The organism is Marivita lacus, assembly GCF_014637725.1.
GTDB lineage: Bacteria > Pseudomonadota > Alphaproteobacteria > Rhodobacterales > Rhodobacteraceae > Marivita > Marivita lacus.
Map to the genome: position 1 here is coordinate 305,390 of NZ_BMFC01000003.1, position 24,221 is coordinate 329,610.

The 24,221-nt window shown below is 63.2% G+C and carries 26 protein-coding genes; 16 read left to right on the forward strand and 10 right to left on the reverse strand.

Translation table 11 applies throughout. From position 1 onward, the window contains the following. Positions 1–82 precede the first annotated feature (82 nt). The 5 genes from pdxA to lptF are packed head-to-tail and all read right to left on the reverse strand — an operon-like array spanning position 83 to position 6,624. Positions 83–1,051 (reverse strand): 4-hydroxythreonine-4-phosphate dehydrogenase PdxA, encoded by a 969-nt coding sequence (gene pdxA, locus IEV82_RS09090; RefSeq protein ID WP_188481694.1) that lies wholly within the window; start codon positions 1,049–1,051, stop codon positions 83–85. Next, positions 1,048–2,277 (reverse strand): peptidylprolyl isomerase, encoded by a 1,230-nt coding sequence (locus IEV82_RS09095; protein ID WP_188481695.1) that lies wholly within the window; start codon positions 2,275–2,277, stop codon positions 1,048–1,050. Before IEV82_RS09095 ends, pdxA begins: the two co-directional genes overlap by 4 nt. After that, on the reverse strand, positions 2,265–4,421 hold the full coding sequence (locus IEV82_RS09100; RefSeq protein WP_188481696.1) for an LPS-assembly protein LptD: 2,157 nt from the start codon (positions 4,419–4,421) through the stop codon (positions 2,265–2,267). Before IEV82_RS09100 ends, IEV82_RS09095 begins: the two co-directional genes overlap by 13 nt. After that, the gene (lptG, locus tag IEV82_RS09105; RefSeq protein ID WP_188481697.1) at positions 4,421–5,515 is read right to left on the reverse strand and encodes an LPS export ABC transporter permease LptG; all 1,095 of its coding nucleotides are present in this window, start codon (positions 5,513–5,515) and stop codon (positions 4,421–4,423) included. The genes IEV82_RS09100 and lptG overlap by 1 nt, the downstream gene beginning before the upstream one ends. Then, entirely contained in the window at positions 5,512–6,624 is a 1,113-nt protein-coding gene (gene lptF, locus IEV82_RS09110) for an LPS export ABC transporter permease LptF (RefSeq protein ID WP_188481858.1), read from the reverse strand. Before lptF ends, lptG begins: the two co-directional genes overlap by 4 nt. A 152-nt stretch (positions 6,625–6,776) precedes the next feature. On the opposite strand from lptF, the gene IEV82_RS09115 reads away from it, so the two are divergent. The 3 genes from IEV82_RS09115 (at position 6,777) to lpdA (ending at position 10,273) form a co-directional block, all read left to right on the forward strand. Then, entirely contained in the window at positions 6,777–8,252 is a 1,476-nt protein-coding gene (locus tag IEV82_RS09115) for a leucyl aminopeptidase (protein ID WP_188481698.1), read from the forward strand. Between the two features lie 3 nt (positions 8,253–8,255). Further along, positions 8,256–8,714 carry a DNA polymerase III subunit chi gene (locus IEV82_RS09120; RefSeq protein ID WP_188481699.1) on the forward strand — a complete coding sequence of 153 codons (459 nt, stop codon included), beginning with the start codon at positions 8,256–8,258 and terminating at the stop codon, positions 8,712–8,714. A gap of 167 nt (positions 8,715–8,881) precedes the next feature. After that, complete coding sequence (gene lpdA, locus IEV82_RS09125; RefSeq protein WP_188481700.1) at positions 8,882–10,273, forward strand: dihydrolipoyl dehydrogenase; 1,392 nt, start codon at positions 8,882–8,884, stop codon at positions 10,271–10,273. Positions 10,274–10,413: 140 nt separating this feature from the next. On the opposite strand, the gene IEV82_RS09130 is transcribed toward lpdA, so the two are convergent. From IEV82_RS09130 to IEV82_RS09145, 4 genes are read right to left on the reverse strand one after another with little or no spacing between them, the layout of a single operon-like run. Continuing rightward, the gene (locus IEV82_RS09130) at positions 10,414–11,157 is read right to left on the reverse strand and encodes an SDR family NAD(P)-dependent oxidoreductase (RefSeq protein ID WP_188481701.1); all 744 of its coding nucleotides are present in this window, start codon (positions 11,155–11,157) and stop codon (positions 10,414–10,416) included. Between the two features lie 48 nt (positions 11,158–11,205). Next, the gene (locus IEV82_RS09135; RefSeq protein WP_188481702.1) at positions 11,206–11,784 is read right to left on the reverse strand and encodes an HD domain-containing protein; all 579 of its coding nucleotides are present in this window, start codon (positions 11,782–11,784) and stop codon (positions 11,206–11,208) included. 28 nt (positions 11,785–11,812) lie between these two features. Next, positions 11,813–12,049, reverse strand: coding sequence for a hypothetical protein (locus tag IEV82_RS09140; RefSeq protein ID WP_188481703.1), 237 nt, complete (start codon positions 12,047–12,049; stop codon positions 11,813–11,815). 12 nt (positions 12,050–12,061) lie between these two features. Further along, the gene (locus IEV82_RS09145) at positions 12,062–12,715 is read right to left on the reverse strand and encodes an alpha/beta hydrolase (RefSeq protein ID WP_188481704.1); all 654 of its coding nucleotides are present in this window, start codon (positions 12,713–12,715) and stop codon (positions 12,062–12,064) included. Positions 12,716–12,888: 173 nt separating this feature from the next. Here IEV82_RS09145 and iscR point away from each other — a divergent pair, with 173 nt between their 5' ends. From iscR to IEV82_RS09210, 13 genes are all read left to right on the forward strand, one after another. Continuing rightward, on the forward strand, positions 12,889–13,347 hold the full coding sequence (gene iscR, locus IEV82_RS09150) for a Fe-S cluster assembly transcriptional regulator IscR (protein WP_188481705.1): 459 nt from the start codon (positions 12,889–12,891) through the stop codon (positions 13,345–13,347). Between the two features lie 157 nt (positions 13,348–13,504). Next, a complete protein-coding gene (locus tag IEV82_RS09155; RefSeq protein WP_188481706.1) occupies positions 13,505–14,551 on the forward strand; it encodes a cysteine desulfurase family protein in 1,047 nt (348 codons plus the stop codon). Between the two features lie 22 nt (positions 14,552–14,573). After that, positions 14,574–16,097 (forward strand): Fe-S cluster assembly protein SufB, encoded by a 1,524-nt coding sequence (gene sufB / locus IEV82_RS09160; RefSeq protein WP_188481707.1) that lies wholly within the window; start codon positions 14,574–14,576, stop codon positions 16,095–16,097. Positions 16,098–16,142: 45 nt separating this feature from the next. Further along, positions 16,143–16,322, forward strand: coding sequence for a hypothetical protein (locus IEV82_RS09165; RefSeq protein WP_188481708.1), 180 nt, complete (start codon positions 16,143–16,145; stop codon positions 16,320–16,322). Continuing rightward, positions 16,319–16,639 carry a heavy metal-binding domain-containing protein gene (locus IEV82_RS09170; RefSeq protein ID WP_188481709.1) on the forward strand — a complete coding sequence of 107 codons (321 nt, stop codon included), beginning with the start codon at positions 16,319–16,321 and terminating at the stop codon, positions 16,637–16,639. The genes IEV82_RS09165 and IEV82_RS09170 overlap by 4 nt, the downstream gene beginning before the upstream one ends. A gap of 11 nt (positions 16,640–16,650) precedes the next feature. Further along, positions 16,651–17,427, forward strand: a complete 777-nt coding sequence (locus IEV82_RS09175; RefSeq protein ID WP_188481710.1) for an FkbM family methyltransferase — start codon at positions 16,651–16,653, stop codon at positions 17,425–17,427. 2 nt (positions 17,428–17,429) lie between these two features. Further along, a complete protein-coding gene (gene sufC, locus IEV82_RS09180; RefSeq protein WP_188481711.1) occupies positions 17,430–18,185 on the forward strand; it encodes a Fe-S cluster assembly ATPase SufC in 756 nt (251 codons plus the stop codon). Continuing rightward, positions 18,185–19,462: a SufB/SufD family protein gene (locus IEV82_RS09185; RefSeq protein ID WP_188481712.1), complete on the forward strand. Its 1,278-nt coding sequence runs from the start codon at positions 18,185–18,187 to the stop codon at positions 19,460–19,462. The genes sufC and IEV82_RS09185 overlap by 1 nt, the downstream gene beginning before the upstream one ends. 6 nt (positions 19,463–19,468) lie before the next feature. Then, positions 19,469–19,957 carry a YIP1 family protein gene (locus IEV82_RS09190; protein WP_188481713.1) on the forward strand — a complete coding sequence of 163 codons (489 nt, stop codon included), beginning with the start codon at positions 19,469–19,471 and terminating at the stop codon, positions 19,955–19,957. Then, positions 19,954–20,544: a YIP1 family protein gene (locus tag IEV82_RS09195; protein ID WP_188481714.1), complete on the forward strand. Its 591-nt coding sequence runs from the start codon at positions 19,954–19,956 to the stop codon at positions 20,542–20,544. Before IEV82_RS09190 ends, IEV82_RS09195 begins: the two co-directional genes overlap by 4 nt. Then, on the forward strand, positions 20,537–21,757 hold the full coding sequence (locus IEV82_RS09200) for a cysteine desulfurase (RefSeq protein WP_188481715.1): 1,221 nt from the start codon (positions 20,537–20,539) through the stop codon (positions 21,755–21,757). The genes IEV82_RS09195 and IEV82_RS09200 overlap by 8 nt, the downstream gene beginning before the upstream one ends. A 13-nt stretch (positions 21,758–21,770) precedes the next feature. Further along, positions 21,771–22,199, forward strand: coding sequence for a GlcG/HbpS family heme-binding protein (locus IEV82_RS09205; protein ID WP_188481716.1), 429 nt, complete (start codon positions 21,771–21,773; stop codon positions 22,197–22,199). Positions 22,200–22,211: 12 nt separating this feature from the next. After that, a complete protein-coding gene (locus tag IEV82_RS09210; protein WP_188481717.1) occupies positions 22,212–22,994 on the forward strand; it encodes a gamma-glutamyl-gamma-aminobutyrate hydrolase family protein in 783 nt (260 codons plus the stop codon). Positions 22,995–23,021: 27 nt separating this feature from the next. On the opposite strand, the gene kynU is transcribed toward IEV82_RS09210, so the two are convergent. Next, positions 23,022–24,215: a kynureninase gene (gene kynU / locus IEV82_RS09215; protein WP_188481718.1), complete on the reverse strand. Its 1,194-nt coding sequence runs from the start codon at positions 24,213–24,215 to the stop codon at positions 23,022–23,024. Positions 24,216–24,221 lie beyond the last annotated feature (6 nt).

The window sequence follows — 24,221 nt, forward strand, 5'->3', positions numbered from 1 at the left end:
GCAGCCTCGCCATGCCGGGAGTTGTCCCCTGCTTCTTCTTTTCAAAAATATGCAAACTCTGTCCCATCCACCGGTGATGCCGTCAGGAGGCCGCGTTGGCCAGCCGCCACGCCATGCGCAGGGCTTCGATGGTCGATCCCGGATTGGCCGCACCGGTGCCCGCGATGTCAAAGGCGGTGCCGTGATCGGGTGACGTGCGGATGATCGGCAGGCCAAGCGTCACGTTCACGCCCTGGTCGAAATCCAGCGTCTTGATCGGGATCAGCGCCTGGTCGTGATACATGCAGATCGCGGCATCATAGTTCGTGCGGGCCGCGGCATGAAACATCGTGTCCGCCGACAGCGGCCCGGCGATCTGCATGCCTTCGGCGCGCAGCCGCTCCAGCACCGGCGCGATCACGTCGATCTCTTCGCGGCCCATGCGCCCACCTTCGCCCGCATGCGGGTTCAGCCCGGCGACCGCAAGTCGAGGCTCGGCAATGCCGAATTGCCGCTGCAGCGCGGTATGGGTGATGCGGATCCGTGTCTCGATCAGGTCCGGCGTCAGCGCCAGCTTCACCTCGTGCAGCGGAATGTGGATCGTCACCGGCACCACCCGCAATTGCGGCCCGGCCAGCATCATCACCACGTCATCCGTATCGCACAGATGTGCAAGGAATTCCGTATGTCCGGGAAAGCCGAAGCGCGCGCCTTCCTGCAAGGCCTGCTTGTGGATGGGCAGGGTGCACAGCCCCCCCGCCTTGCCGCTGGCTGCAAGGGCCACGGCGCGTTCGATCACCGCAACCACGCCTTTGGCCTGCGCGTGCTGCGGCTTGCCGGGGGTGCGCGGGCCGTCGAACCGGTGCGGCAGGACGGGCAGGGCCGAGCCCTCGGTCGATACCTCGTCCGGTGCCGCGATCTCGGTCCAGTCGGTGCCTTGGGGCAGATGCGCCGGATCCCCGATCAGGAAAAACGGCACCTCGCCACGCAGCGCGCCCCACGCCATGCAGGCCAGTTCCGGGCCGATCCCGGCAGGTTCCCCGATGGTCAGGGCAATCGGCGCTGCGGTCATTGCGTGACGATGCGGGCGTCGGCGCGCAATTGCTGAAGGTAGCTTTCGGCCAGCGACTGAAGCCTCTGGTTGCGCAGCCCAAGCGCGAACTGGTCACGATCCACGTCGTCATTCATCTCGGCAGTGCGGCCACAGAGCATCAGGAACATCAGCGTCTGCCCGTTCGAGCGGGTCAGCGCGGTGGACACCTCGCCGGGATCGAGCTTGGACAGCTCAAAGGCGATGTCGGTGGGGATGTCCGCCGGGGGCAGGGTCTGCCGGTCCAGTACCTCGTTCGGCTGACCCTTGGCGATGCCGTAGAGATCGTCACAGCGATCCACCCGGCTTTCCAGCACCCGCGCCTGCGCCAAGGTGGCGTCCGAACGCCCACCGGGCAGGAAATAGGCTGCATATTCGATGGCCGAATAGGTCGGCGGGACAAACCCCGTCTCCTCGATTCCGCGCAACTGGAACAGCGCCACGGCGTTCGGGATCGGCAGCGGATCGGTTACTTCACCGGGGGCGAGCGCCAGCACCAGCGGGCGCAGCACGGGAGGCAATTCGTCAAGGTTCTGCCAGGGCAGGCGGCCGCCTGCGCCGCGGCTCTCGGTTGCCGAAAACTGCCGCGCCTGCGCCGAGAACTCGGCCTCGGACGTGGTCTGGCTGATCCGTTCGGCACGTTCAAGCACGGCCTCGGCCTGTTCTGGCGGGGCCGGCATGATGATCTCGGACAAGAGCACCCGCACCGAGGATTCACCCGAAGCGCCAAGCGCCCGGTCGATTTCGGTTTCGGACAGGTTCACCCGGCCCGCGAACCGGGCCTGCACCAGCAACCGCCAGCTGAGGCCCGCGCGCACGAAATCCCGGAATGTCTGTTCGGAAACCCCATCGGCTTCGAGCGCCTGGATGAACTCCTCGCGGCTCAGGTTGGCGCGCGACGCGAATTCGGTCATCCCGTCCAGCACCTCTTCGGGCGAGGGGACAATGCCTGCCTCTTCGGCAGCCTGAAGGCGCAGCCGGTCGTCGATCAATTGCTCACGGGCCAGCTCGCTCGGGTTGCCGGGCGCCCGCAGCACGGACAACATGCGCGCACGCTGCTCCAGCTCATAGGCGGTCACCACGCTGTCATTGATGCGCAGGACAGGCGCGAACAGGTTCTGCGCGTGGGCCGAGACCGGACCAAGGGCCAGCGTCACCCCAAGGGCCAGGGCACTCAGTTTGCGGATGGACGGGGTCAGTAGCTGCATGAACGGCGGTACTCCTTGCCGCTGCCGCCGGTGCTGAAGCCTGTCAGCGCGACGGTCAGGCCGAAATCTGTAGATGGTTCAAGGTTAGTGGAAGAGGCAAAGTTGCGCGAGACCGAAAAGTCCACAACGACACATTCATTGCGGTATTCCGCGCCAAGCCCGGCATTCAGGAACTGCCCCTCGGCGATGTCGTAGCGGCTGCTGCCCTTGGCGACCCAGTTGCGGTCGATGTTGTAGCGCCCGTTGACCCGCCATTGCGACTGCGCGTCGGCGCGCTCTTCCCGCGGATCGGTGGTCAGCAGGATATAGGACGCACCCAGAGCATAGCGTTCCTGCGTGAGGTTCGCGCGCATCTCGGCCTTGGTAAAGCGCAACTGCTCGCTGTCATAAAGCCCCCGCGCCAAAAGCTGCAGCCCGTTCTGATGCGCGAACTGCCCGGCGACCAGCCAGTCCGACACGGTGCTGTCCTGACCGGAGGAGCGTGAGAACGCGCTGTCAAACTCGTCGCGCCAGACCCGGCCCAGCGTCAGCGCCGCGCGCCAGCCTTCGGGGTCCTGCCGCATCCAGCGCAGACCGGCGGCCCCGATCAACCCGCGTTCGCGGCGGTCGGGGGCGGGAAAGCGCGACAGCGACAGCAGGTTGCCTTCGTCGAATTCGGCGCGCGTGCTTTCGTCATTCGGCACGCCCGAGCGTTCGCCACCCACCCAGCCGACCTGCGCGATCGGCTCGACCAGAACCCGCGCGCCCGACGCGGTCTGCTTGACCAGGGGCCAGCGCAATTCCGCCGACGCGGCGGGGGTTACTTCGGTGTAATCGCCCTCGGCCACCGCGTCCTGGTCGACGATGAAATGATCGACCCAGACCTGCGCCACCGCACCTGCACGCAGCCCGCCCGGCAGGGTCCAGCGGTCGCGCCAGCTCAGGTCGAGATTGGCGCGGGCCACATCGCGCCCGTCCACCACGCTGTCGGCATCGGTGCCGTCGATATCGCGGTTGGAATAGCGGTAATGCCCGTGCAACTGGAACCCGAGCCGTGCTTCGCCGCCGATCCGCTTGGGAAAGAACCGCCGATTGTAGCGCAGATCGCCGATGATCGTGGGCTGGGTTGCGTTGTTCTCGCCGTCGGTCAGGCTTTCGTAATGGATCAGGCCCAGCGAAAAGAACTGGTCTCTCTGGGTGCGCGACAGGGTCAGCGCGCTGTCCAGACGGTCTTTCTTGAAGTCGCTGTTGTAGTCGTTGAGATAGGCCTCGTCGCTGACCGCCTCGATGTCGAAGGACAGGCGGAAATCGCGGGGCAGGCGGAAGGCGCCTTCGGCAAAGAACAGGCCGCGCAATTCGCCGCGGTCCAGGCTGTCGCGGCTGATCGCGCCGTTGACCGAGATATCACCCGTGCTGAACGCCTGCCGGTACCGCGCCTCGAGCGTGCGGGTGATCGGCGACACATAGGGCGTCAGCGTCAGGTCGGCATGGTCGCCGATGGGAATGAAGTACGGCAGCTTGATCCCGAACCCCAGCAGGGTCGTGGTCTTGAGTTCGGGAATCAGAAAGCCGCGCGCGCGCTCAAGCGTCGGGTCGGGCAGGCGCATTCGCGGCATGTAGAACACCGGCACGCCCAGAACCCGAAGCTGTGCATCGTCGAAATAAATCTGACGTTCTTCGGCATCATGCACGATCCGGCTGGCCCGGATCGCCCAGAGCGGCGGGCGGTCGCTGCCGCAGACCTGACACGAGGTCGCGGCGACCTGGCTCATCGCGGTGTAGCGCCCCTGCACCCGTGCCGCACGGGCCGAGGCAATCTGCAACTGTTCGTCCAGCACCAGCCGCGCGCTTTCCAGCAGCCCGTTCTGAAATCCCTGATCCAGTTCGGCCTGTGTCGCGGTCAGCACGTCGCCATTGGGCTGGGTGATCCGGATCGGGCCCTGAATGTCGAGCGTATTGGCGCTGCGATCATAGATGATCGAAGACGCTGTCAGGCGGGTGCCTTCGTGCAGCGCTTCGACATTGCCGGTCGCAACCAGAGTGTCGCCGCCCTGTTGCACCAGAACCTGATCGGCCAGCAACATCACGTCGCTGGATTGCGCCCGCACAGGCGACGCGCAGAACAGCGCCACCGCCACAACAAGACCAAGACCCGCGCGCCGCATCAGCCGTCCTCTCGGTGCAGGATCAATCCGAGCGCCAACAGCACCGAGGCCAGCGGCGGCACCCAGGCGGCGGCCAGCGCGTTCAACTGTCCGTTCTCGCCGAGGATTTGCGCGAAGTTCCGCACGTAATACAATGAAAATCCAAGAAGAACCGCAGACAGAACTGCAATCCCGGTGCCTCCCATACGGCTGTGCCGCATGGTGAATGCCGCGCCGATCAGCACCATCGAGATCAGGAACACCGGCCGCGCCAATTCCATCTGCAACCACACGGCATGGCGACGGGCGGAAAACCCGGCATCCTCGAGATCGGTGATAAAGCCCTGCAACTCCCAGACCGAGATCGCCGAGGGCCGCCCGAACCGGTCCTTGATGCTGTCCTCGGTCAGGGTCGATGGCACCATCAGTTCGTCATGCTGCACCGCGTTGGTCTCCGGGTTCACACCCGGCTCCAGCGGCCAGACCTTGGCCTCCTTCAACCGCCACGCGCCATTGGCCAGTTCGGCCTCTGCCGCCTCGATGCGGCGCACCGGGCCACCCTCTTCGGCATAGGCGACGAACATCACGTCATAGAGCACCGTTCCGTTGGGATTGGCGCGCGCCGCGCGGATCACCGTCTGGCCGCGCGGGTCAGACTGGCGCAGCCACAGCCCTTCGGCGCCGATGGACAGCGCCGAGGTGCCGCCACTGCGGTAAGTCTCGCGCAGATCGGAATAGGCTTTTGACGTAGCGGCCACGATCGGGTTGCCCATCGCCACCGTCAGCCCGCCAATCACTGCCGCCACCACGATCGGCCCCACAAGCGCGGTCATCCCCGACCGCCCCGCCGCCCGCGCCACCACCAGTTCCGAAGACCGCGCCAGCGCCACGAACAGCGCGATGGAGGACAGGATCATCACCAGCGGCAGGATTTGGTACATACCCTCGGGCGTGTTCAGCAGCGTCAGTGTCATCACCTCGCCAAAACTGACCGAATTGTCGAATCGTCGGATCTGCTCGACGAGATCGAGAAGCATCTGGAACAGGAAGAAAATCCCGAAGATCGCGAGGAAGGTCCACAGGAACCGGCGCGCGAAATAAAGGTGCAGGGTCATGCGGGCACCTCGGATGCCGCCGATGTGCGCGGCTGTCGGAAGGGGCGGGCCGCAAGATGCAGCAGCCCCGCCGCCATCACCAGACCGACCAGGGACGGCAGGTAGATCAGCGGCCACAGCGCCGCGTTGTTGCGCGTGGGGTCTGTGACGGCGCTTTCCACCAGTTTGATCACCACCAGCAGGAAAATCGCCACCACGATCTGTCGCCCCACGCCGAACCGGCTGAAACTGCCGGTCATCAGCGTCGAAAACCCGATCAGCGTCGCCACAAGCCCCAGAAGGGCCTGCTGGAAGCGCCCGTGCAGTTCCTCGTTGATCCGCGCCAGCGGCACGTCGGTCAACAGCGCCATCGCCTCGGGCTCGGTCAGCAGGCTCCATGTCGACAGATGCCGGGGCCGCAGGGTGAGGCTCTGGTTCTGCACGATCAACGTGCTGATGTCATACGTGAAATCCTGAAACACCGTGGTGGACAGCCTGCGTGTCTCGGCTTGCAGGGTCTGGGCCAACCCGCTCACCATGACAAGGCGCGGGCCTTGTTCGGCCTGCACCACATAGGCGCGTTCGGCGGTATAGGTCACCTCGCGGTCGGCCTGCCGCCGGTCCGACAGGTACACGTCGCGCAACTCGCCCTCGGGCGTGATCTCGCGAATGAAAAACGTCACGCCCGGGCCGGGATGCAGGAACGCGCCCTCGCGCAGCAGCCGCGCGCTGACCGAGCCCGAGATCTCGACCTCGCGCTCTTTCAACTGCGCCACCGAGGCGGGCACCAGCACATGCGTCAGCACCGACAGCATCAGGGCCACGACCACGCCGAACATCAGCACAGGCCGCGCCAGCCGCCACGGGCTGTAGCCGGTCGCCTGCATCACGGTCAGTTCGGAATCGCCCATCAGCCGGTTCGTGACATAGACAGCCGCCGCAAAGGACGCCATCGGCAGCACCAGCGCGATCACGCCCGGCAAGCTCAGCGCGGTGAATTCAAGGAACACCCCCGCCGAATGGCCATCCGCAATCAGCCGGTCGAACAGCACCACGGCACGGTTCACCCAGTAGACGGCGACCAGCACAAGCGCGAAGAACCCAAAGAGGACCATGAGTTGCGACAGCATGTACCTGTCGAATCTTGGCACGACGCCCCCCTTATACGACATGGAGTGGGCCAGAAGGACCCAACCCTCTAGGGTTTGGGGGAAAACCGGCCTCTGGTCAACCGCGCGCACGGGCGCTACCCCTATAGGCAAACCAACATATGGAGCAGAACATGGCGGAACTTCGCGCAGTCTCATTCGTGCCGGTCGATCTTGACGCTTTGGCAAGCGCAGAAGGCCGGGTCGCGGTCTTCATCACGCCCGATCTCAAGCTGAGCAGCGGCGCGCGGCGGCTCAACCGTCTGACCAAGGGTGCGCTGGCCCGCGCCACCGGGTCGGATGCCTGGGACAAGCTGTCCGAGGGCAAGGTGCTGTCGCTGGCATGGCCCGTCGGCATGCAGGCCGAGGCGGTTGATATGGTCAAGCTGCCGCGCCGTCCGACAGCAGAACTGGCGCGCAAGACTGGGGCTGCGCTGGCGGTGGCGGCGGGTGCGTCGGCGCTGACCGTGCTTGCCGAAAGCACGGCGCTGATCGAGGAAATCGCCCTGGGTGTCATGCTGCGCGGTTACGGCTTCGATGACCACAAGACCAAGAAGGGCGATCCGTTTGGCACCGCCACCTTCATGTGCGCCAAGCCCGACGAGGCCGAGACGGCATCCTTCCCGCGCATCGCCGTGGCCGAAGGCGTGCATCTGACCCGCAACCTCGTGAACGAACCGGCCAACGTGCTGACCACCACCGAATTCGCCAAGCGGCTTGAATCGCTGCGCGACCTGGGGGTCGAGGTCGAGGTTCTCGAGGAGGACGCGCTGGAAAAGCTCGGCATGGGCGCGCTGCTCTGCGTCGGTCAAGGCTCCGACAGCCCCTCCAAAGTGGTGATCATGCGCTGGAAGGGCGGCACCAAGGGCGATGCGCCTCTGGCGCTGATCGGCAAGGGTGTCGTGTTCGACACCGGGGGCATCTCGCTCAAACCCGCCGCGGGCATGGAAGACATGACCATGGACATGGGCGGTGCCGGTGTGGTCGCGGGTGTCATGCATGCCATCGCCCGCCGCAAGGCGCGCGCCAATGTGGTGGGCATGGTGGGGCTCGTGGAAAACATGCCCTCGGGCAATGCGGTGCGCCCCGGCGATGTCGTGACCTCGATGAAGGGTGACACGGTCGAAGTGGTCAACACCGACGCCGAGGGCCGTCTGGTGCTGTGCGACGTGATGTGGCACGCGCAGCAAGCCGAGAAACCCGCAGCGATGATCGACCTCGCCACCCTGACCGGTGCCTGCATCATCGCGCTTGGGCATGAGAACGCCGCCGTCTATTCGAATGACGATCCGCTGGCGGGCGCGTTCCTCAAGGCCGCCGAGAAAGAAACCGAAGGTGCGTGGCGCATGCCCCTGGGGCAGGCCTATGACGACATGCTCAAATCTCCGGTCGCGGACATGAAGAACGTCGGTGGAAGGCCCGCCGGGTCGATCACCGCCGCGCAATTCCTCAAGCGGTTCGTCAAGGACGACATGCCGTGGATTCACCTCGACATCGCGGGGGTTGCCCATGTCAAAAGCGATCTGGACCTGTCGCCCAAGGGGGCGACGGGCTGGGGCGTGCGCGCGCTCGACCGGCTGATCCTGGACATGTTCGAGAACGGGGACTGATCCATGGGCGCGGCCTATTTCTACCACCTGACGCAGAAGCCGCTCGAAGTGACCTTGCCCATGCTTCTGGGCAAGGCGCTTGGCGCGGGCTGGCGCGTGGCGGTGCGGGGAACCGATGCCGCGCGGATGGATTGGCTTGACCAGAAACTGTGGCTGGGACCGGAAGAGGGGTTCCTGCCGCATGGGCTGGCGGGTGGTCCGCATGATGCCGCGCAGCCGGTGCTGCTGACCGTGGCGCGTGATGCCGCGAACACTCCGCAGTGCCTCATGACCATGGACGGGGCGGAAGTGGCCCCGGACGAGGTGCAGAGGCTCGAACGGGTCTGCGTCCTCTTCGACGGCAATGATCCGTCCGCCGTCGAGACGGCACGCGGCCAGTGGCGCAATCTGACCGGTGCGGGTTGTTCGGCGCAGTACTGGTCCGAGGAATCGGGTCGTTGGGAAAAGAAGGCCGAGGCATGATTTCGCGCGTGTTAACAAAAGGTTAAACGGTCAGCGGCATTGACCCATTGTTTCGCGCGCGAAACATTCGGTCCGGTTCGGACCTACATGTCCACTTCCCATTGTGAGCCCCCGGTCTTTGTCCTACGTTTTGCTCCAAACCTGACCTTGAGGGAGGAGACCAGGCGATGAGCAAGAGCTTCGACATGATCGTGATCGGCGCAGGCCCCGGCGGCTATGTCGCCGCCATCCGCGGCGCGCAGCTTGGGTTGAGCGTGGGAATCGTCGAACGCGAACATCTGGGCGGCATCTGCCTCAACTGGGGCTGCATCCCGACCAAGGCGATGCTGCGCACGTCCGAGGTGTTCCACCTCATGCACCGCGCCAAGGAATTCGGGCTCACGGCCCAAGGCATCGGCTTTGATCTTGAAGCGGTCGTCAAACGGTCGCGCGGGATCGCCAAGCAGCTGAATTCCGGGGTGGGTCACCTGCTCAAGAAGAACAAGGTCACCGTGCTGATGGGCGAGGCGACGATCCCCGCCAAGGGCCGCGTGCAGGTCAAGACCGACACGGGGGTTGAAGACCTGTCGGCCCCGAACATCGTCATAGCCACCGGTGCGCGGGCCCGCGAATTGCCGGGACTGGAGGCTGACGGCGATCTGGTCTGGACCTACAAACACGCGCTGGTGCCCAAACGCATGCCGAAAAAGCTGCTGGTCATCGGCTCTGGTGCCATCGGCATCGAATTCGCCAGCTTCTACAACACGTTGGGTGCCGACACGACCGTGGTCGAGGTGATGGACCGCATCCTGCCCGTTGAGGATGCCGAAATCAGCGGTTTCGCAAAGAAACAATTCGAAAAACAGGGCATGACGATCCGTGAAAAGGCGATGGTCAAACACCTGGATCGCGGCAAGGGCAAAGTGACCGCGCATATCGAGGTCGCGGGCAAAGTCACCAAGGAAGAGTTCGACACGGTGATTTCCGCCGTCGGCATTGTCGGCAACACCGAAGGTCTTGGGCTCGAGGCGCTGGGGGTAAAGGTCGACCGGACCCATGTGGTGACCGATCCGCATTGCCGCACCGGTATCGAGGGCGTCTATGCCATCGGTGACATCGCCGGTGCACCGTGGTTGGCGCACAAGGCCAGCCATGAGGGTGTCATGGTGGCCGAACTGATCGCAGGCGGGCATCCTCATGCCGTGGAGCCTGACAGCATCGCGGGCTGCACCTATTGCCAGCCACAGGTCGCAAGCGTCGGCCTGACCGAGGCGCAGGCCAAAGAGAAAGGGTTCGACATCAAGGTCGGCCGTTTCCCCTTCATCGGCAATGGCAAGGCGATTGCACTTGGCGAACCCGAGGGGTTGGTCAAGACGGTGTTCGATGCGAAAACCGGGGCGCTTCTGGGCGCGCATATGGTGGGCGCGGAAGTGACCGAACTGATCCAGGGTTACGTGATCGGGCGGCAATTGGAAACGACCGAGCAAGACCTGATGCAGACCGTGTTCCCGCACCCGACTTTGTCGGAGATGATGCATGAGGCCGTTCTGGATGCCTGGGGCCGTGCCGTTCACTTTTAGGAAACTTAGGACGGCATTAACCGAATCTTCCTAGAAATTTATGGGGTGGGATTAAGATTATTCGTACGAATAATCTTGGCGCTCTCCATAAAATTCTGAAGCGGGGTCACTCAGGCGACCCCCGTCAATAGCGGTCAGACTCAGACGTGCTGGCCGCCGTTCACTTCGATCTCGGTGCCCGTGACATAGCTGCTTTGCCCCGAGCACAGGAAATAGATCACATCCGCCACCTCATAGGGCTGGCCCAAACGCCGCATCGGCAGTTTCTCGACGATCTTGTCGGTGCCTTCGCTCAGGATGCTGGTCTCGACCTCTCCGGGTGCGATTGCGTTCACCCGCACCCCCAAAGGCCCGAAATCATGCGCCATTTCACGCGTCAGCGCGGCCAGCGCCGCCTTGGACGTGGCATAAGCGGCACCCGCAAACGGATGCACCCGCGCGCCCGCGATCGAGGTCACGTTGACGATGGCCCCCTTGGCGGCGGCCAACTCGTCCTTCAACCCGCGCCCCAGCACGACCGAGGCAAAGAAATTGACGTGGAACACCTTGCCCCAATCGCGCAGGTCGGTGTCGAGCGTGCTCAGCCGTTCGCCGTTCGGCCCCTTGGGCGAAATGCCGGCGTTGTTGACCAGCGCATCGAGCCGCCCGCCTTCGAGCCGGTCCTTGACGACGCGCACCGCCTCCATGGTCTGCTGCGGGTCGCTCAGGTCGACCTGAATGTGATTGCGTTCGCCGCCGGGCCAGGGGCAGTTCGGTGAAAAGGCCTGCCGGGAACAGCTGATCACCCGCCACCCTTCGGCGGCGAATTTCTTGACAGTGGCGTGGCCGATACCCCGGCTTGCGCCGGTCAGCAGGAGGGTGCGTTGATGAGGGACATCTGACATGGGGTCACCCTAGGGGATGTTGCGCATTGGCGCGAGGTGCAAAGCGTGTCACCCGCGCCCTGCGAAGAAGGCGGCGACTTTCGGCTGAAGCCATGCCCAGATCTTCGGCGCGCCGGTGTTGATCTTCGGGCCGATGCGCGTCTCGAACATGTTCTGCGTCACGTCGTAGTCGATCCATGACCCGCCGCCCGAGGCCAGGTTCTGCATTGGCGGCTGCATTCGGTCGATGGATTTGGCGAATTGCGCCTCGGGGCTTTCGTTCGCTTCGAATTCATCCCAGAGGGCACGGAACGCCTGCGCCTGATCGTCGGGCAAGAGGCCGAAGATGCGGATGGCGGCAGCCTGTTCCTGCACCGCCAGAGCTTCGGTATCATGCGTGCCGAAGACCGGCGCATCGCCCGCGTCGATTTCCACCAGATCATGCAGCAGGAGCATCTTGATCACCTTGGCGGTGTCCAGCGGCGTCTCGGCATGTTCGGCCAGAACCAGAGCGTAAAGCGCGATGTGCCAGGAATGTTCGGCGCTGTTTTCCATGCGCGACCCGTCACAGAGCGTGGTTGCGCGCAGAACGGATTTCAGGCGGTCCACTTCGGTCAGGAACGCCATCTGCTGGTCCAAGCGGGACATGTGACCTCTGAATGTAAAGGCACTGCGCCTAGCGGCCGAAATTCTCGTCTTTCTTCTGGCCTTCGATTCGGGCGCGGATAAAGGCGCGGGCCTTGCGTTCGGCAAGGCGCACGCGGATCGCGGTCAGAAACGCCTCTTCCAGCGTGGTCGAGGCCGCGCCAAGCTCGCTTGCCACTTCCATGAAGAAGCGGTCATCGTCGAGATGCTTCATCGCCTTGAGCGTGTCGTCGGCCAGCTTTTCGGCAATGTCCTGTACCATCGACATGTGGTGCGATCCTCAACGACTGTTTTCTGTCAGGCGGCGCTTCACGTAGCTGCTCACATGGTCGATCATGTTGTCCATGTGCGGTTCCTTGAAGAAGTGATCCGCGCCTTCGATCTCGGTATGGGTGACCTTGATGCCCTTTTGCTCGGACAGCTTGTTCACCAGCGACGTCGTGTCGGCGGGAGGGGCCACGCGGTCGCCGGTCCCGTTGATGATCAGACCCGAGGACGGGCAGGGGGCGAGGAACGAGAAATCATACATGTTCGCGGGCGGGCTGACCGAGATGAAGCCCGTGATTTCGGGGCGGCGCATCAGGAGCTGCATGCCGATCCACGCGCCAAAGCTGAAGCCCGCGACCCAGCAATGCTTGGAATTGTTGTTCATCGACTGCAGGTAATCGAGCGCGGAGGCCGCGTCCGACAGCTCGCCGATGCCCTGATCGTATTCGCCCTGGCTGCGCCCGACACCGCGGAAGTTGAAGCGGAGCACGGTGAAACCCATGTTGTAGAAGGCATAGTGCAGGTTGTAGACGACCTTGTTGTTCATCGTGCCGCCGAATTGCGGATGTGGATGCAGGACAATCGCGATCGGAGCGTCGCTTTCTTTTTGCGGATGGTAGCGGCCTTCGAGGCGGCCTTCGGGTCCGGGAAAAATCACCTCGGGCATAGGCGGTGGTGGCTCCTGCTGGGGCTCTGGTGCAGCGGTCCGTCATTCTTGACAGCTTCACTCAGGCTACTTAGAATGGTTCTAAATCGGGAATTTCCCCGAAATGGTTCTCCGCACATAGGCAATTGCCCCTGCAAGGTCAATTGTGTCGCAGGGACGTTTGGGAGACGGTGATGAAACTGAGTACAAAAGGTCGGTATGCGATGGTCGCCCTGGCGGATATCGCGCTGCAACCGGGCGAGACGCTGGTGACGCTGGGCGATATCGCCCAGAGGCAGGATATTTCGCTGCCCTATCTGGAACAGCTTTTCGTCAAGCTGCGCCGCGCGGGGCTCGTCGCGTCGGTGCGCGGTCCCGGTGGCGGCTACCGGCTGGCCAAGCCGGCCAGTGAGATCCGCGTGGTCGATGTGCTTGCGGCCGTGGACGAGACCGTGGATGCGATGCACAAGGGCGCCGGGGCCTCGGGCGGGCTGTCGGGCAGCCGGGCGCAGTCCATGACCAACCGGTTGTGGGAAGGGCTGTCGGCGCAGGTCTACGTCTTCCTGCACCAGACGCGGTTGTCGGATGTGGTGGGCAACAGCCTGGCGCCGTGCCCTGCGGTGCCGAACCTCTTTGCCGTGGTGGACGAATGATGGGATCGCATTGGCTGCGCCAATCCGATCCGTTGGGGGCGCTGCCCCCGTCCCGGCGCTGTGCGCGTTCGACGCTGACACCTGTCCACCGGACAGGTGTCCGGGCGCGTCTCACCCCCCGAGGTATTTCCGAACCAGAGAAACTGGGGACGGTCTGATGGCGGGGCGCGTGTACCTTGATTACAACGCGACCATGCCGCTGCGCCCCGAGGCGCGCGACGCGATGATCGCGGCTATGGAGGTGGTTGGCAATCCCAGTTCGGTTCATGCCGAGGGGCGCGCGGCCAAGTCGCTGGTCGAACGGGCACGGGCGCAGGTCGCTGCCGCCTTCGGCGCAGAAGGTGCGGATATCGTGTTCCTGTCCGGCGCGACCGAGGCCGCGGCGCTGGCCTGCGGGGGGCGTGAGCTGTTCGGCGCGGAGATCGAACATGACGCGGTGCGGTGCTGGATCGATCCGGTGCTGGCCGCCGATGGGGCGGGCCAGGTAAGAGTGACCGAGCCGCAGCGCTCGGCGCTGCAACTGGCCAATTCGGAGACCGGGATCATCCAGAGCCTGCCGGATGGGTTGGCGGTGGTCGATGCGACACAGGCCTTTGGCAAGATCCCGATCGCGTTCAACTGGCTGGGCTGCGAGATGGCGCTGATCTCGGCGCATAAGGTCGGCGGTCCCAAGGGCATCGGCGCGCTTGTGATGAAGCGTGGCACGGATATCGCGGCGCAGATCCGTGGGGGTGGCCAGGAGATGGGACGGCGGTCCGGCACGGAAAACGTCATCGGCATCGCAGGCTTCGGGGCTGCGGCGGAGGCGGCGGCGCGGGATCTGGATGCAGGCGTCTGGGACCGGGTGGAAAAACTTAGAAACATTCTAGATTCTTCCCTTGAGGCTGACGCCAAAGAGACTATTTTTATCGGGAAAGAAGCGCGTCGTCTGCCGAATACGACCTGTTTTGCGACCCCCGGCTGGAAGGGCGAAACGCAGGTGATGCAGATGGATCTGGCGGGCTTTGCCATAAGCGCCGGATCGGCCTGTTCGAGTGGCAAGGTCAAGGCCAGCGCGGTTCTGACCGCGATGGGGTTGGACAAGGCCACCGCCAGCAGCGCGATCCGCGTGTCGCTGGGGCCGCAGACAACCGAAGATGACGTGATGCGGTTTGCCGAGACATGGCAGGCCAAATGGAACAAACACCGCGCACGCGCTGCGTGAGAAAATCGAAAGAGGTGCAAGCATGGCTGCTTTGGACAACACGACCGTCAAGGAAGGCGTGGATCAGGAAACTGTCGATGCCGTGCGCGAAGTGGGTGGGGCCTATAAGCATGGCTGGAACACAGATATCGAGATGGAGTATGCGCCCAAGGGGCTCAACACCGATATCGTCAAGCTGATCTCGGAAAAGAACAACGAGCCGCAATGGATGACCGACTGGCGGCTGCAGGCCTATGAGCGCTGGCTGCAGAAGGAAGAGCCGACATGGGCGATGGTGGATTATCCGAAAATCGACTTCCAGAACCAGTATTACTATGCCCGTCCGAAAAGCATGGAAGTGAAACCCAAGTCGCTGGACGATGTCGATCCCAAGCTGCTGGCCACCTATGAAAAGCTGGGCATCCCTCTCAAGGAGCAGATGATCCTTGCCGGCGTCGAGGGGGCCGAGGATGCGCCTGCCGAGACCCGCAAGGTGGCGGTGGATGCGGTTTTCGATTCCGTGTCCGTGGGCACCACGTTCCAGAAGGAATTGCGCGAGGCGGGCGTGATCTTCTGTTCGATCTCCGAAGCGATCCAGGACCATCCCGAGTTGGTTAAGAAGTACCTTGGCTCGGTTGTGCCGGTTTCGGACAATTACTACGCGACGCTCAATTCAGCTGTCTTCTCGGACGGGTCGTTCGTCTACGTGCCGCCGGGCGTGCGCTGCCCGATGGAGTTGAGCACCTATTTCCGCATCAACGCGGAGAACACCGGCCAGTTCGAGCGGACTTTGATCATCGCGGACAAGGGCTCCTACGTGTCCTATCTCGAAGGCTGCACGGCGCCGCAGCGCGATGTGGCGCAGCTGCACGCGGCGGTTGTCGAGATCATCATCGAGGAAGACGCAGAGGTAAAATATTCCACCGTCCAGAACTGGTATCCCGGCGACGAGAACGGCAAGGGCGGTATCTACAATTTCGTGACCAAGCGGGCCGATTGCCGGGGCGACCGCGCCAAGGTGATGTGGACACAGGTCGAGACAGGTTCTGCGGTGACGTGGAAATACCCGTCCTGCATCCTGCGCGGGGACGACAGCCAGGGTGAGTTCTATTCCATCGCCATCGCCAACAATTACCAGCAGGCCGATACCGGCACGAAGATGATCCATCTGGGCAAGAACACCAAGAGCCGGATCGTGTCGAAAGGGATCAGCGCGGGCCACGCGCAGAACACCTATCGCGGGCTGGTGTCGATGCATCCGAAGGCGAAGAACAGCCGCAACTATACCCAGTGCGACAGCCTGTTGATCGGCTCCGAATGCGGGGCACATACGGTGCCTTATATCGAGGTCAAGAACAACTCCTCGCGCGTCGAGCACGAGGCGACCACCTCCAAGGTGGATGACGACCAGCTGTTCTATTGCCGCCAACGCGGCATGGACGAGGAAGAGGCCGTGGCACTGGTGGTCAACGGGTTCTGCCGTGACGTGCTTCAGGCGCTGCCGATGGAGTTCGCCATGGAAGCACAGCAGTTGGTGGCGATCTCGCTTGAAGGGTCGGTGGGTTAAGGAGAGCCGGGGCAGGCCATGCCGGCCTGCGCCGCAGAGGACGCCATGCCTGTTGCAGCCATTCTTTTGACATCGGTGGTCACGGGTATTTTTTGTGCAATGTTCGCGGGGATTGTTGATCCGGTGACCGACGCACTGGCCATGTGGGTCGTCATTGGCCTCGCCTTTGCGTCGGGCTTCACGGGATCGCTTTTCGCGCAGCTGGTTTTAAAGAGGAAGACATGATCATCACGACGACAAACTCGATCGAAGGCCACAAGATCCTCGAATACAAGGGGATCGTTGTGGGAGAGGCGATCATGGGGGCCAACGTGGTCCGCGACCTGTTTGCGTCGATCACCGATATTGTTGGCGGGCGGTCCGGTGCATACGAGGCCAAACTGCAGGATGCCCGCGATGTGGCGATGCGCGAGCTGGAACAGCGCGCCTTGGCCCTTGGAGGCAACGCGGTGGTCGGTGTCGATCTGGATTACGAGGTTGTCGGCAATTCGATGCTGATGGTGTCGGCGAGCGGCACGGCCGTGCTGACCGACCGGGGTTGAGGCCTGTGTCCATGAATGCCGTGATCAACCCGGTTGCCATCGAGGCGATAAAACCCTTTCAGATGGAAGGAGGCGGGTATCGCTTTCCATCTGCACAGTTCGTGCGGACAGAACTCTATGGTGAGCCTGTCTTTTTCACCGTTTCGGCCCCTCGGGATGTCATTCAGCAGAAATTTCACGGCGTTGGAAATTTCTACGAGAAGGAAGAACTCGAGATTGTTCATCGGGCGTTCAAGCCCGGCGGCTTGTTTGTCGATATCGGTTCGAATGTGGGCAATCACGCTTTGTACGTGGCAAAGTTTCTGCACCCGAGCGAAGTTGTGGTCGTTGAGCCGAATCCGATCGCGTACAAGGTTCTTCTGAGCAATCTTTTCCTAAACAGGGTTGAACATCTGTTTGATCTTAACTGGATCGGCCACGGGATTTCCGAGACAGAAGGCGACTCGTTCGGAATGACGTTCCGAATGATCAATATCGGCGGTGGTCGGATGGTCGAAGGCGAGGGAAGCATTCCCGCTGTGCGTGCCGATACGATAATCGGGGACCGGGCGCCTGCAATGATCAAGATCGACGTTGAAGGTATGGAAATGCAGGTCTTGCGGTCCCTCACAAAGACCGTTGCACGGTGCGCGCCGCGCATCTTTATCGAAGTCGATAGCGAGAATGACGCAGAATTCGCCGCATGGATTGCGGATAACGGGTATCAGTCCGTCGAGCGGTACAGGCGCTATAGACGAAATGAAAATCACCTTCTCATCCATCGGGAAGACAAAAGTTGGAGCTTGTGAAAATGCTGGAAATCAAAAACTTGCACGTCAAACTTGAGGAAGAGGACAAGCAGATCCTCAAGGGTGTGAACCTGACGGTCGAGGCCGGCAAGGTGCATGCGATCATGGGGCCGAACGGGTCGGGCAAATCGACCCTGTCCTACGTGCTCTCGGGCAAGGACGGGTACGCGGTCACCGAAGGATCGGCAACGCTCGAGGGCGCGGACATTCTGGACATGGAACCCGAAGAGCGCGCTGCCGCGGGCATTTTCCTGGCATTCCAGTACCCGGTCGAAATTCCGGGTGTGGGCAACATGACCTTCCTGCGCACGGCGGTGAATTCGCAGCGCAAGGCGCGCGGGCAGGACGAGATGTCGGCGACCGAGTTCCTCAAGGTGATCCGCGCCAAGGCGAAGGACCTGCAGATCGACGCCGAGATGCTCAAGCGTCCGGTCAATGTCGGGTTCTCGGGCGGCGAGAAAAAGCGCAACGAGATCCTGCAGATGGCGATGCTGGAGCCCAAGATGTGCATCCTCGACGAGACCGATTCGGGTCTGGACGTTGACGCGATGAAGCTGGTCGCGGACGGCGTGAACGCGCTGCGCGACGAAGGCCGCGGCTTTCTGGTCATCACGCACTACCAGCGTCTGCTGGACCACATCAAACCGGATGTGGTGCACATCATGGCGGATGGCCGCATCATCAAGACGGGTGGGCCGGAACTGGCGCTCGAGGTCGAACATAACGGTTATGCGGATATCCTGGCGGAGGTGGCGTAATGGCCTTGCCGCAGATCAAACAGGATGCCACCGAGGTCCGGCTGGCGGCGCTCGACCTGCCCAAAGGTGGCTGGGCGCAGGCAGCGCGCGAGGATGCGCTGGCGCGTGTGCGTGCGATGGGTCTGCCAAGCGGGCGGGACGAATACTGGAAATACACCCGTCCGGACACGCTGGTGCAGCCGGACGCGCCCAAGGCGTCTTTGCTCGAAACAGATGAAACGCTGATTTTCGACGATGTTGACCGGCTCAAGATCGTCTTCGTGGACGGCGTGTTCAGTGCGGCCGAGTCCGACGATCTGGCGATGGAGCACGTGTCGATCGACCGGTTGGCCGATGCTCCGGACATTCACTGGGCGAAAGACCATTACGGTGTGCTTGAAACCCGTGGGCAGACCCCGGTGCAGCGGCCTTTGGCGACGCTGAACACGGCCTTTGCGACGGACGGTCTGCTGATTCAGGTCACCGGCAAGGCGCCGAAGCCGATCAGCGTGATTTATCGTCACGAATCAGAGACTTCCGATGCGATCCTCCACCATGTTGTGAAGATCGAGAACGGTGCGGAACTGACCTTGCTGGAAAACGGGCCGGCTGCGGCGCGGTTCAACAAGTGCATGGAAGTCGAGATTGCGGATGGCGGCGTCTTTCACCACATCCGTGCGCAGGGGCGCGACCATGAACGCCGCGCGGCGACCGCGATCTTCACCCGGCTGGGCGAGGAATCGGTGTTCAAGTCGTTCACCCTCACGGCCAATGGCGTTCTGACGCGCAACGAATGCGTGATCGAACTGACCGGCGACAATGCGGTGGCGCATGTCGCGGGTGCCTGCGTCGGCGATGGCGATTTTCACCACGATGACACGGTGTTCATCACCCATGACGCGCTGAACTGCGAAAGCCGTCAGGTGTTCAAGAAGGTCCTGCGTAACGGGGCGACGGGCGTGTTCCAGGGCAAGATCCTTGTCAAGCAAGGCGCGCAGAAAACCGATGGGTACCAGATCAGCCAGTCGCTTCTGTTGGACGAGGACAGTCAGTTCCTCGCCAAGCCGGAACTTGAGATCTACGCCGATGACGTGGTCTGTTCGCACGGCTCCACATCCGGTGCGATCGACGAGGAAGGCCTGTTCTACCTGCGGTCGCGTGGGATCGAAGAGGGGCCGGCAACGGACCTTCTGACCATTGCCTTCCTTGCAGAAGCGGTCATGGAGATCGAGGACCAAGCGATTCAGGACGAAATCAACAGCCGCGTCGAGGCGTGGCTGTCTCGGCGGCGCGGCTGACGCGCGATGCCGTTCACGCAGGATATCGCGGCCACGTATCGGCGGCCGGGCGCGGTTGTGCGCCGTCTGGCCGCCGCTGGTCACCGCGAGGACCGCGCGCTGGCCATCATCATGGGGGCCTGCGTGATCATGTTCGTCGCGCAATGGCCGCGTCTGAGCCGTGAGGCGCATCTGTCGGGGCAGGACATCAATGGTCTGCTCGCGGGTGCATTGACCGGTTGGTTGCTGTTTGCGCCCTTGTTCTTCTACTTCGTGGCGTGGATCGCGCATCTCGTTGGAAAGGCTCTGCGCGGTACTGGCACCAGCTACGACGCGCGACTTTCCCTGTTCTGGTCGCTTTTGGCGGCGTCGCCGCTGTTCCTTCTGCTTGGCCTGACGGCAGGGTTTCTGGGTCAGGGGATCGAGCAGCAGATCGTGGGCGTGGTGTGGTTCTGCGTCGTCATGTGGTTCTGGATCGCCAGCATGCTGGCGCTCTATCGCGGGGTCGCGGCGTGACGGTTGCGGGATTTTTCAGGCTTGCTTTCAACACGGTGACCGCGCCGCGCGACGTGGCGCGGCTGCTTATCGCCATGAACCTGTCATCGCAGGTGCTCTGGCTGGCCTTTGCGCTGGTGATCGTGCTGAACACGCTGATGTTCACGCTGTCACTGATGCTGATGCCGGCGGACGACCTGTTCGGCGCGGAGCTGGCCAACCCGACCGTGTTCGGCGCAATGCTGGCGGTGTCGGTCGCGGCGCTGATCGTGGCGGTGACACTCTGCGGCCGTCCATTGGGTGGGCAGGCGAGCTATGCGCAGATCGCCATCCTCGTGATCTGGTTGCAGGCGTTGCGTTTTCTGATGCAGGCGGTGGTGGCCCTGATCGGCCCGATCAGCCTGTTCCTGTCGGGGGTCCTGATCAGCGCCGCATCGGTGCTGGGCATCTGGATCTTCGTGAACTTCATTGATGTGGCCCACGAGACTGGGAGCCTGCTGCGTGCAGGGCTGGTCTTGTTGCTGGCCGTGGTGGGCATGATGCTGGGGCTGAGCCTGGTCTTCAGCCTTCTCGGCGTCCAGACCGGAGGAATACCTGGATATGTATGACGTCACCGAAATTCGCCGCGATTTTCCGATCCTGTCGCGCGAGGTGAATGGCAAGCCGTTGGTCTATCTCGACAACGGTGCCAGTGCGCAGAAACCGCAGGTGGTGATCGACGCGATCACGCGGGCCTATTCCGAAGAATATGCCAACGTGCATCGCGGGCTGCATTACCTGTCGAACCTCGCGACCGAAAAGTACGAGAGCACGCGGGGCGTGATCGCGAAATTCCTCGGGGTGAGCGACGAGGATGAGATCGTCATGAACACCGGCACGACGATGGGGATCAACACCGTGGCTTACGGCTGGGCGATGCCCAACCTGCAGGCCGGGGACGAGATCATCCTGTCGGTGATGGAGCATCACGCCAATATCGTGCCCTGGCATTTCCTGCGCCAGCGCCAGGGCGTGGTGATCAAATGGGTGGATGTGGACAGCACCGGCTATCTTGATCCGCAAGCCGTGATCGACGCGATGGGACCGAAGACCAAGCTGGTCGCGGTGACGCATCTTTCCAACGTGTTGGGAACGGTTGTCGATGTGAAAACCATCTGCGCCGCGGCGCGCGAACGGGGCATTGCCACGCTGGTCGACGGCTCACAGGCTGCGGTGCACTTGCCGGTCGATGTCGAGGATATCGGCTGTGATTTCTATCCCATCACCGGGCACAAGCTTTATGGTCCGTCGGGGTCCGGGGCGATCTACATGCGCAAGGCGCGGATGGCCGAGATGCAGCCCTTCCTTGGCGGTGGCGACATGATCCGCGAAGTGCACAAGGACGAGGTGCTCTGGAACGACGCGCCGATGATGTTCGAGGCGGGCACGCCCGGCATCGTGCAGCAGATCGGCCTTGGCGTGGCGCTGGATTACATGATGGGGCTGGGGATGGCGAACATCGCCGCGCATGAAACAAAGCTGCGCGATTATGCCCGCTCGCGTCTGGACGGCCTGAATTGGCTGCAAGTGCAGGGCACAACGCCTGACAAAGCGGCGATCTTCAGTTTCACGCTGGATGGCGCGGCGCATGCGCATGACATCTCGACCATCCTTGATAAAAAGGGCGTCGCGGTGCGCGCGGGGCAGCATTGCACGGGACCGTTGATGGATCATATGGGCCTGACCGCAACCTGTCGCGCGTCTTTTGGATTGTACAATACCGAAGAAGAAGTGGACAAACTGGTGGATGCGCTTGAACTGGCGCATGATCTTTTTGCCTGAACGGGGGGACACCATGGCAAGCCTATCCTTGCGCCGCGCGCGCACCATCATCCGCAAGACGCTTGAAACAGGGCGCGCGGGAGAGATGAAACCGCTGTCGGTGATCGTGCTGGACGCGGGCGGCAACGTGCAAGCGTTCGAGCGCGAGGACGGTGCCAGCCCCGGTCGGTTCCAGATCGCCCATGCCAAGGCGTATGGCTCGGTGATGCTGGGCATGGCCGGTACCGCGCAGAAAAAGCGCGCCGACGAACAGGGCTATTTCATCACGGCGGCAGGGGCCGCTTTGGGTGGTCAGCTGGTGCCGGTGCCCGGTGGCGTGCTGGTGCGCGATGCCAAGGGCGTTGTGCTGGGCGCTGTCGGCGTGACCGGTGACACGTCGGACAATGATGCGGCCGCTGCCAAGGCGGGAATTGAATCCGTGGGTCTGACTGCGGAAATATAAGGATAGTTCACTATGGCGCGGCCCGTCGTCGGCATCATCGGCAACCAGCACCTGATCAACGATCAGTACCCCGCGCATGCGGGCGGCTCGATGAACTCGGAGGCGATCGCGCAGGTGTCGGACTGCATGCCGCTGTTGGTGCCGGCCGATCCACGGTTCCTGTCGGTCAACGAACTGCTCGAGGTCTGTGACGGCTTCCTGCTGACCGGCGGGCGGCCCAACGTGCATCCCGAGGAATATGGCGAGGCCGAGACCGAGGCGCATGGCGCCTTCGACCGCGCCCGCGATTCGATCACCCTGCCGCTGGTGCGGGCCTGTGTCGAACGCGGGCAGCCGTTTCTGGGCATCTGCCGGGGCTTTCAAGAGGTCAACGTGGCGATGGGCGGCACGCTGCATCCCGAGATTCGCGACCTGCCGGGGCGGATGAACCACCGGATGCCGCCTGATGGCACGCTGGAGGAAAAATTCGCCCTGCGCCATGCCGTGACCTTGCAGGAGGGCGGCGTGTTCCACCGGTTGTTCGGCGCCTCCGAAGTGATGACCAACACGCTGCACGGGCAGGGGATCAAGACCCCCGGCGCGCGCATCGTGATCGAGGGCCACGCCCCCGATGGCACACCCGAGGCGAGCTATGTCCGCGATGCGCCGGGGTTCACGCTGTCGGTGCAATGGCACCCGGAATGGGACGCGACCAATGATCCGGTGTCGCGGCCCTTGTTTCAGGCGTTTGGCGACGCAGTGCGGGCATGGGCGCAGGGCGAAGTGGTGGGCGGACACCGCGTGGGCGCGCTGTAAGTCTCCGTTGACGGAGACCCCCGCGCGTTATGTCACCGCCTTGCGCTGTTTGAATTCGGGTGTGTCCCAGAGACGGTCACGCATAATCCGCCCGAGGATCTCGATCGCCGCGTCCACATCGCTCTCGTCGATATAAAGCGGCGTGAACCCGAAGCGCATGATGTCCGGCGCGCGGAAATCTCCGATCACCTTGTGCGCAATCAGCGCCTGCATCGCGGCATAGCCGTCGGCAAAGCGGAAACTGACCTGCGATCCGCGCTGTGTCGCGTCGCGCGGGCTGGCCAGCGTCAGGTCGGGGCAGGTGGCCTCGACCCCTGCGATGAAGCGGTCCGACAGTTCGATGGAGCGTGTGCGCACGTCTTCCATGTCCACGTCGTCCCATGCGTCCAGCGCTGCGTCGAGCGCCGCCATCTGCACGATGGGCGGTGTGCCGACCCGCATCCGGGCGATGCCCGCGCCGGGTGTGTAGCCCAGATCGAAGGCAAAGGGGCTGTCATGCCCCAGCCAGCCCGAGAGTGCGGGCAGCGCGGTGTCGGCATGGCGGGGTGAGACGTAGATGAAGGCGGGCGCGCCGGGGCCGCCATTGAGATACTTGTAGGTGCAGCCGACCGCGAAATCGGCCTTGGCCCCTGCCAGATCAACCGGCAGCGCGCCAGCGGAATGCGCCAGATCCCAGATTGTGACCACGCCATTGGCATGCGCTCTGGCGGTCAGCGTTGCCATGTCGTGCTTGCGCCCGGTGCGGTAATCGACCTCCGTGATCAGGGTGACTGCGATTTCGTCGGTGATGGCCGCCTCGACGTCTTCAGGGGCGACAAGGCGCAGTTCGTACTCTGACCCCAGCAGCGAGATCAGACCTTCGGCCATGTAAAGGTCGGACGGGAAGTTGCCCGTGTCCGACAGGATCACGCGACGGTCGGGGTTCAGCTTGATCGCGGCGGCGAGTGCCTGAAACACCTTGATCGACAGCGTGTCGCCCACCACCACGTGACCCGGTTCCGCCCCGATCAGCCGTCCGATCCGGTCGCCCAGCCGTGCGGGCATGTCCATCCAGCCGCAGGCGTTCCAGCCGGTGATCAGGTGATCACCCCATTCGGCTGTCATAGTCTGCGCCACGCGTGCGGCGGCGGAGTTCGGCAATGGCCCCAGAGAGTTGCCGTCGAGATAGATCATGCCTTCGGGCAGGTGAAACGCGGCGCGGGTGGCGGTGAAATCGGTCATGTCGTC

Bases quoted from the DNA above. Each gene is read 5' to 3' on its own strand.
- pdxA (WP_188481694.1), bottom strand. From the start codon at position 1,051: ATGACCGCAGCGCCGATTGCCCTGACCATCGGGGAACCTGCCGGGATC.
- IEV82_RS09095 (WP_188481695.1), bottom strand. From the start codon at position 2,277: ATGCAGCTACTGACCCCGTCCATCCGCAAACTGAGTGCCCTGGCCCTT.
- IEV82_RS09100 (WP_188481696.1), bottom strand. From the start codon at position 4,421: ATGCGGCGCGCGGGTCTTGGTCTTGTTGTGGCGGTGGCGCTGTTCTGC.
- lptG (WP_188481697.1), bottom strand. From the start codon at position 5,515: ATGACCCTGCACCTTTATTTCGCGCGCCGGTTCCTGTGGACCTTCCTC.
- lptF (WP_188481858.1), bottom strand. From the start codon at position 6,624: ATGCTGTCGCAACTCATGGTCCTCTTTGGGTTCTTCGCGCTTGTGCTG.
- IEV82_RS09115 (WP_188481698.1), top strand. From the start codon at position 6,777: ATGGCGGAACTTCGCGCAGTCTCATTCGTGCCGGTCGATCTTGACGCT.
- IEV82_RS09120 (WP_188481699.1), top strand. From the start codon at position 8,256: ATGGGCGCGGCCTATTTCTACCACCTGACGCAGAAGCCGCTCGAAGTG.
- lpdA (WP_188481700.1), top strand. From the start codon at position 8,882: ATGAGCAAGAGCTTCGACATGATCGTGATCGGCGCAGGCCCCGGCGGC.
- IEV82_RS09130 (WP_188481701.1), bottom strand. From the start codon at position 11,157: ATGTCAGATGTCCCTCATCAACGCACCCTCCTGCTGACCGGCGCAAGC.
- IEV82_RS09135 (WP_188481702.1), bottom strand. From the start codon at position 11,784: ATGTCCCGCTTGGACCAGCAGATGGCGTTCCTGACCGAAGTGGACCGC.
- IEV82_RS09140 (WP_188481703.1), bottom strand. From the start codon at position 12,049: ATGTCGATGGTACAGGACATTGCCGAAAAGCTGGCCGACGACACGCTC.
- IEV82_RS09145 (WP_188481704.1), bottom strand. From the start codon at position 12,715: ATGCCCGAGGTGATTTTTCCCGGACCCGAAGGCCGCCTCGAAGGCCGC.
- iscR (WP_188481705.1), top strand. From the start codon at position 12,889: ATGAAACTGAGTACAAAAGGTCGGTATGCGATGGTCGCCCTGGCGGAT.
- IEV82_RS09155 (WP_188481706.1), top strand. From the start codon at position 13,505: ATGGCGGGGCGCGTGTACCTTGATTACAACGCGACCATGCCGCTGCGC.
- sufB (WP_188481707.1), top strand. From the start codon at position 14,574: ATGGCTGCTTTGGACAACACGACCGTCAAGGAAGGCGTGGATCAGGAA.
- IEV82_RS09165 (WP_188481708.1), top strand. From the start codon at position 16,143: ATGCCTGTTGCAGCCATTCTTTTGACATCGGTGGTCACGGGTATTTTT.
- IEV82_RS09170 (WP_188481709.1), top strand. From the start codon at position 16,319: ATGATCATCACGACGACAAACTCGATCGAAGGCCACAAGATCCTCGAA.
- IEV82_RS09175 (WP_188481710.1), top strand. From the start codon at position 16,651: ATGAATGCCGTGATCAACCCGGTTGCCATCGAGGCGATAAAACCCTTT.
- sufC (WP_188481711.1), top strand. From the start codon at position 17,430: ATGCTGGAAATCAAAAACTTGCACGTCAAACTTGAGGAAGAGGACAAG.
- IEV82_RS09185 (WP_188481712.1), top strand. From the start codon at position 18,185: ATGGCCTTGCCGCAGATCAAACAGGATGCCACCGAGGTCCGGCTGGCG.
- IEV82_RS09190 (WP_188481713.1), top strand. From the start codon at position 19,469: ATGCCGTTCACGCAGGATATCGCGGCCACGTATCGGCGGCCGGGCGCG.
- IEV82_RS09200 (WP_188481715.1), top strand. From the start codon at position 20,537: ATGTATGACGTCACCGAAATTCGCCGCGATTTTCCGATCCTGTCGCGC.
- IEV82_RS09205 (WP_188481716.1), top strand. From the start codon at position 21,771: ATGGCAAGCCTATCCTTGCGCCGCGCGCGCACCATCATCCGCAAGACG.
- IEV82_RS09210 (WP_188481717.1), top strand. From the start codon at position 22,212: ATGGCGCGGCCCGTCGTCGGCATCATCGGCAACCAGCACCTGATCAAC.
- kynU (WP_188481718.1), bottom strand. From the start codon at position 24,215: ATGACCGATTTCACCGCCACCCGCGCCGCGTTTCACCTGCCCGAAGGC.